Raw genomic sequence first — 6,865 nt, forward strand, 5'->3', positions numbered from 1 at the left:
TGTTCGAACGATGAAAACGGAGACGAAGGTGATCAAGGGACGCCAGGGCATCGCCCGCAATCGGCACACCCCGTTGTGCCTGGGGCTGCTGCTGGCGCTGAGTCCGCTGGCCGCGGCCGTGGCCGTGGCCGACGCGCGCAAGGACGGCGAGACGGAACTGCCGGACATGGTGATCAGCGGAGAAAGCACGTCTGCCACCCAGCCGCCGGGGGTGACTACCCTGGGCAAGGTGCCGCTCAAGCCGCGCGAGCTGCCGCAGTCCGCCAGCGTCATCGACCATGAGCGCCTCGAACAGCAGAATCTGTTCAGCCTCGACGAAGCCATGCAGCAGGCCACCGGGGTCACCGTGCAGCCGTTCCAGCTGCTGACCACCGCCTACTACGTGCGCGGCTTCAAGGTCGACTCCTTCGAGCTGGACGGGGTGCCGGCGCTGCTTGGCAATACTGCCAGTTCGCCGCAGGACATGGCGATCTACGAGCGGGTCGAGATCCTTCGCGGCTCCAACGGACTGCTGCATGGCACCGGCAACCCGGCGGCCACCGTCAACCTGGTGCGCAAGCGGCCGCAGCGCGAATTCGCCGCCAGCACTACCCTCAGCGCCGGGCGCTGGGACCGCTACCGCGCCGAGGTCGACGTCGGCGGCCCGCTGAGCGCCAGCGGCAACGTGCGCGGCCGAGCGGTGGCCGCCTACGAGGACCGCGACTACTTCTACGACGTGGCCGACCAGGGCACCCGCCTGCTCTACGGGGTGACCGAGTTCGACCTGAGCCCCGACACCCTGCTCACCGTCGGTGCGCAATACCAGCACATCGACTCGATCACCAACATGGCCGGGGTACCGATGGCCAAGGATGGGTCCAATCTCGGGCTGTCCCGCGACACCTACCTCGATGTCGACTGGGACCGCTTCAAGTGGGACACCTACCGCGCCTTCGGCTCCCTCGAACAGCAACTGGGCGGCGGCTGGAAAGGCAAGGTCAGCGCCGAATACCAGGAAGCCGATTCGCGCCTGCGTTACGCCGGCTCCTTCGGCGCCATCGACCCGCAGACCGGCGACGGTGGCCAGCTGACGGGCGCCGCCTACAAGTTCAAGAGCATCCAGCGCAGCCTCGACGCCAACCTCAATGGGCCGGTGCGACTGTTCGGCCTGACCCACGAACTGCTCGGTGGGGTCACCTACGCCCAGGGCGAGACCCGCCAGGACACCGCACGCTTCCTCAACCTGCCGAACACCCCGGTCAATGTCTACCGCTGGGACCCGCACGGCGTGCCGCGCCCGCAGATCGGCCAGTACACTTCGCCGGGCACCACCACCACCACCCAGAAAGGCCTCTATGCCCTGGGTCGGATCAAGCTCGCCGAGCCGCTGACCCTGGTGGTCGGCGGCCGCGAAAGCTGGTGGGACCAGGACACCCCGGCCACCCGCTTCAAGCCCGGTCGCCAGTTCACGCCCTACGGCGGGCTGATCTGGGACTTCGCCAGGGACTGGTCGTGGTATGTCAGCTACGCCGAGGTCTACCAGCCGCAGGCGGATCGCCAGACCTGGAACAGCGAGCCGTTGAGCCCGGTGGAAGGCAAGACCTACGAAACCGGGATCAAGGGCGAACTGGCCGACGGCCGCCTGAACCTGTCGCTAGCGGCGTTCCGCATCGACCTGGAGAACAATCCGCAGGAAGACCCGGACCATCCGGGGCCGCCCAACAATCCGTTCTACATCAGCGGCGGCAAGGTGCGCAGCCAGGGCTTCGAGCTGGAAGGCACCGGCTACCTGACGCCCTACTGGAGTCTCTCGGCCGGCTACACCTACACCAGCACCGAGTACCTCAAGGACAGCCAGAACGACTCGGGGACGCGCTACTCCACCTTCACCCCGAGGCACCTGCTGCGCCTGTGGAGCAACTACGACCTGCCCTGGCAGGATCGGCGCTGGAGCGTCGGCGGCGGACTCCAGGCGCAGAGCGACTACAGCGTCGACTACCGCGGCGTGAGCATGCGCCAGGGCGGCTACGCACTGGTCAACATGCGCCTGGGCTACAAGATCGACGAGCACTGGACGGCGGCGGTCAACGTCAACAACCTGTTCGACCGGACCTACTACCAGAGCCTGTCCAACCCCAACTGGAACAACCGCTACGGCGAACCGCGCAGCTTCAACGTCAGCCTGCGGGGCGCGTTCTGATGCCGCGCCAGTCGGGCTTCGGCTGGGCCTGGCGGGTTCCGCTGGCGCTCGCCGGCAGCCTGGCGGCGGCGACCGCCAGCGGCTATCTGTTGACTCGCGGGCTGCCCCTGGACGACCCGCTCGAGCGTCTCTACGCCGGGCTCTTCGGCGCGCTCGGGGTGGGCTTGTTGCTGCTTGTCGGCGGGTTGCTGGCGCGTGATCCGGGCAACTTCGCCTGGCGCCTGGGCGGTAGCCTGCTGGCACTGGGCCTGGCGTTGTGGCTGCTGGCGGGGCGCGGTTGAAGTGGCGGCGCGTCCTCTCCTGCTCTCGCTGCACGGTGGCGCCGGCGCGCTGTTCGGCGTGCTGCTGTTCGTGGTGCTGTTCAGTGGCGCCTGGAGTCTTGGCCACGACGACCTGCGCGAGTGGCTGCGGGCCCCGGCGCAGGCGGGAGGAGAAGCCCTTGCGCTGGAGCGCCTGCTCGAACGGGCGGGCGAGGAAGGCGTCGACATCGGCGATGCGACCCTGCTGCTGCCCGCTCCCGGCCATGCCGCCTTCAGCGTCTGCGATGCGCGCCTGGACTGCCGGCTGGACCTCGACCCGGCCAGCGGCCGGGTGCTGCCACCGATGCCGGCGCTGGACCTCCTGCTGAACCTGCACAAGAGCCTGTTCGTCGGCTTCCCCGGGCGGGTGCTGGTCAGCCTGTTCGGCGTATCGCTGTTGCTGCTGTGCCTGGCCGGCGTGCTGCTGCACAGCCGCCGCTGGCGCGACCTGCGGCGTTGGCGGCGGGATCGCGGGCTGCGCCTGGCGCTGTTCGACCTGCATGGCCTGATCGGCATCTGGGGACTGCCCTGGCTGCTGTTGTTCGGTTTCACCGGCGCGCTCAGCGGGCTGGGCGCTCTCGGGACCCTGCTGCTGGCGCCGGTGGCCTACCCGCAGGAACCGAACCGGGTGTTCGTCGAGTTGATGGGACCGCCGCCGCCCGCCGCCGAGGGGCGGCCATTGGCGTCCCGCATCGATCTCGACCGCCTGCTTGCCGGCGATGCCGTGCGGGCGCCCGGCTTCGTCGCCCAGCGCTTGAGCCTCAGCCATGCCGGGGATGTCGCCGGCAGCGTGGAGATCGCCGGTATCCAGCGTGGCCTGCCGAGTACCGCGAACTTCGAGCGGCACCGCTATCGGCTGGCCGACGGCGCCCTGCTCGGCGAGCGCAGCTCGGCGCAGCGCGGGTTCTGGCTGCGCGCCTTCATCGCCGTGCAGCCGTTGCATTTCGCCCAGTACCAGTGGCTCGGGCCGGGCTGGTCCGCCGCGTTGCGCGGCCTGCACCTGGCGATGGGCCTCGGCGCCTGCCTGCTCTGCGCCAGCGGCCTGTACCTGTGGCTGCAACGACGCGCCTCGGCGCCGGACGCCCGCGTACGGCTCTTGCAGCGCCTGAGCCAGGGTTTCTGTGCCGGCCTGGTGGCGGCGGCCGCGTTGCTCCTGCTGGGGCTGCAACTCGCGCCCTCGGAGCTACTCGCCGGACCCTGGCCGGGGCGGCTGTTCCTTGTCCTGTGGGCCGCCGCTGGCCTGGCGGCGTTGCTGCTGCCGGGCGACTGGCCGCTGGCGCGCGGGTTGCTCGGCGTCGCCGGGCTGGCCTGCCTGGCGGCCGCCGTCGCGCACCTGGCGCCCTGGCTCATGCGCGGCCGGCTGCCGGCCCTGGGCCCCGACCTCACCCTGATCCTCTGCGGCGCGCTGCTCATCCGGCACGCCTGGATGCAGGCGCGCGCCGCCGCGCCACCCGCCCACCCCCGTGTCACCGGAGACCACCATGCTTGAGCTGTATCGCCACCGCCGCCTGGTCATCACCCTGGCGTTGCTCTACCTGTCCCAGGGCATTCCCATCGGCCTGGCCATGGACGCCCTGCCCACCCTCCTGCGCCAGGATGGCGCGCCATTGCAGGCGCTGGCCTTCCTGCCCCTGGTGGGGCTGCCCTGGGTGGTCAAGTTCCTCTGGGCGCCCTGGGTCGACAACCATTGGTCGCGCCGTCTCGGCCGGCGGCGTAGCTGGATCCTGCCGATGCAATGCATCGTCCTCGCCTGCCTGCTCGGCCTGGCGACGCTCGGCCTCGGCGTGGCCAGTGCCGGTTGGGCGGTCGGCCTGCTGGCGCTGGCTTCGCTGGCCAGCGCGACCCAGGACATCGCCACCGACGGCATGGCGGCGGAGCACTTCAGCGGCGAGCTGCTGGCCAAGGTCAACGCGGTACAGATCGCCGGGGTGATGATCGGCTTCTTCGGCGGCGGTGCCGGCAGCCTGATCCTCGCCGGGCATTTCGGCCAGCGCGCGGCGTTCCTGGTCGTGGCCTGCGTGCCGCTGGCAAGCCTGTGCTGCGTGCTCGCCCTGGGGCGCGGCGACCCCCACGAACTCCCCCCGGCACCGGCCGCCAAGGCCAGCCTGCTGCGCTTCCTGCGTCGGCCGCTGGCGCCTTCGCTGCTGGCGCTGGCACTGCTGTCGGCGATGACTGCGGTATCCGGCTTCGGCCTGTCCAAGCTGTACCTCAGCGATGCCGGCTGGGCCTTGCAGGACATCGGCCGGCTGGGCATGAGCGGTGGCCTGGTCACGGTATTCCTCGGCTGCGGCGGCGGCGCCTGGCTGGTCAGGCGGATCGGCCTGTGGCGCGGTTTCGCCCTTGGCGTGGTGCTCGCCGGTTGTTCGGCGCTGCTCTGGTATCTGCAGGCCGGTCGCTGGTTGGCACTGAGCGAAGGATTGGCGTGGACCTGCGTGCTGATCGGCTCGCTGGCTACCGGCATCACCTCGGTGGCGATCCTCACCGCGGCGATGCGCTTCGCCGGCCAGGGCGGCCAGGCCGGCACCGATGTCACCGCGGTGCAGAGCATCCGAGACCTCGGCGAGATGCTGGCGTCTTCGTTCCTGGTCAGCCTCACCGCGCAGATCGGCTATGCCGGCGGCTTCCTCACCGGCAGCGCCCTGGCGGTGCTGGCCCTGTTGCTCGCCCTGCGCCTGCAGGCCGGCGAGGGGCGCGGGGAATGGAAGGGGCGGGCGGAAGAGGCCTGAGGCGCTGCCGATAGGCGCGCAGCGCCCGGCACCCGCACGGATGCCTCCTCTCCCGCGGACGGGAGAGGCGGGAGAGGGCAGGCGCGGTGGCCTGCCCGGTGTTGCTAGCGTGGCCGTTCCACCTGGTTGCGGTAGCTGCCGGTGATCGCTTTCAGCGCCGCGCTCTTCTCGGTCTTCGGTCGCGAAGCGGCGGCCCATTCCTCTTTTTCCCGTTCTCGGTTGGCCAGGATGATCTTGTTGGCGGTCGGCCGCCGCGCTTCTTCGTATTCGCGCAGGGCTGCGGCCACGTCGGCGTTGCGCGCCAGCGCGGCGGCCAGCTCGATGCCGTCGAGGATTGCTTGCGAAGCGCCGTTGGCGCCCATCGGATACATCAGGTGGGCGGCGTCGCCGAGTAGGGTGATGCGTCCCCGGCCCCAGTGCGGCAGCGGATCGCGGTCTACCATCGGGTACTGCAGGATCAACTGGTTGCGGGTCAGCAGGTCGCGGATGTCGAACCAGCCCAGGTCCCAGTCGGCGAAGAACGGCAGCACGTCCTCCAGGCGCCCGTCGCGGTTCCAGTCGGCCTCGTTGTCGAGCTGGCCGACGGCGGCGCTCGGCACCATGCACACCCAGTTCACCAGCGACTTGCCTTCGGCCGCGTGACGCGCCGAGATCGGATAGGCGACCAGGCGCGACCAGTGCTCGTCGTTGGCGACGATCATGGTCTTGCCGTCGAGGAAGCGGTCGAACTCGGTGACGCCGCGCCACATGGTGATCCCACCGTGGGACAGCGGCCCCTGGTCGGGATGCAGGTGCGCGCGGACCGCCGAATGGATGCCGTCGGCGCCGACCAGCACATCGGCACCGAGCGCCTGGGGCTTGCCGTGTCCGTCGCGGGCGCCGATCAGCACGCGGCCGTCGCGCTCCTCGATACGCTCCACGCCGAGACCGGTGCGTACCGCCTGTTGGCCGAGGCGCTCGCGCACCGCGGCGAGCAGGATCATCTGCAGTTCGCCGCGATGGATCGAGTACTGCGGATAGGCGTTGCCGGCTTCCACCCCGCGCGGCTCGGACCATACCGTGGCGCCGCTCTGGTCGATGTAGCGCAGCTCGTGGGTGGGGATGGCGGTGGCCGCCAGAGCCGGGCCGAGACCCAGTTCGGCGAGGGCCTCGACCGCCGCCGGCTGGATATTGATGCCGACGCCAAGGGGGCGTATCTCGCTGCTGCTTTCCAGCAGCGTGACCTTGCCGATGCCGGCCTGGTGCAGGGCCAGGGCGCAACTGAGGCCGCCGATGCCGGCGCCGGCGATGAGGATATCGATGGGTTCGCTCATGGGTGCTTCCTTTTCTCGAGTGTTCGAATCGATGGGGGTTCGGCTGGGATGGATGACCGTTTACCGCGATGAAACGTCGGCGCAGCGGCGGATAACGCCGGTGGCGTCATTCGCCCTACGACCCGGCTCCGAGGCCGCGGTACGCATGACCGCGTGCGGTTGGATGGGCTCCAAGGCCGCGTAGGGCGAATAACCGCTTGCGGTTATCCGCCATGAAACCTCGGCGCAGCGGTGTCGTCACGGTTGCAGGTAGCGGTGCTTCCAGCCTCCTTCGTCGCGGTCGTAGCGCAGGCGCTCGTGCAGCCGCTCGGTGCCGTTGCCCCAGAACTCCACCGACTCCAGGCACAG

6 protein-coding genes are annotated in these 6,865 nt (G+C 70.1%); 4 read left to right on the forward strand and 2 right to left on the reverse strand.

The genetic code is table 11. The features are described 5' to 3' along the window. Positions 1-10 precede the first annotated feature (10 nt). Genes fptA through LJF27_RS29720 form a run of 4 tightly spaced genes read left to right on the forward strand, consistent with a single transcriptional unit; the run spans position 11 to position 5,204 of the window. Positions 11-2,179, forward strand: a complete 2,169-nt coding sequence (gene fptA / locus LJF27_RS29705; RefSeq protein ID WP_023117193.1) for a Fe(3+)-pyochelin receptor FptA — start codon at positions 11-13, stop codon at positions 2,177-2,179. Next, a complete protein-coding gene (locus LJF27_RS29710; protein WP_003121870.1) occupies positions 2,179-2,460 on the forward strand; it encodes a hypothetical protein in 282 nt (93 codons plus the stop codon). Before fptA ends, LJF27_RS29710 begins: the two co-directional genes overlap by 1 nt. Position 2,461: 1 nt before the next feature. Then, positions 2,462-3,967 (forward strand): PepSY-associated TM helix domain-containing protein, encoded by a 1,506-nt coding sequence (locus tag LJF27_RS29715; protein WP_023117192.1) that lies wholly within the window; start codon positions 2,462-2,464, stop codon positions 3,965-3,967. Further along, positions 3,960-5,204 (forward strand): RhtX/FptX family siderophore transporter, encoded by a 1,245-nt coding sequence (locus tag LJF27_RS29720; protein WP_023117191.1) that lies wholly within the window; start codon positions 3,960-3,962, stop codon positions 5,202-5,204. The genes LJF27_RS29715 and LJF27_RS29720 overlap by 8 nt, the downstream gene beginning before the upstream one ends. A 104-nt stretch (positions 5,205-5,308) precedes the next feature. Here the strand turns inward: LJF27_RS29720 and phzM are convergent, their stop codons facing one another. Beyond that, positions 5,309-6,517, reverse strand: a complete 1,209-nt coding sequence (phzM, locus tag LJF27_RS29725) for a pyocyanin biosynthetic protein PhzM (RefSeq protein ID WP_023117190.1) — start codon at positions 6,515-6,517, stop codon at positions 5,309-5,311. Between the two features lie 237 nt (positions 6,518-6,754). After that, positions 6,755-6,865 (reverse strand): pyridoxine 5'-phosphate oxidase C-terminal domain-containing protein (locus LJF27_RS29730; RefSeq protein ID WP_272405278.1); only part of this gene is annotated, 111 nt, incomplete at its 5' end.

It is taken from the genome of Pseudomonas sp. 203-8 (assembly GCF_020708595.1).
Lineage (GTDB): Bacteria > Pseudomonadota > Gammaproteobacteria > Pseudomonadales > Pseudomonadaceae > Pseudomonas > Pseudomonas aeruginosa.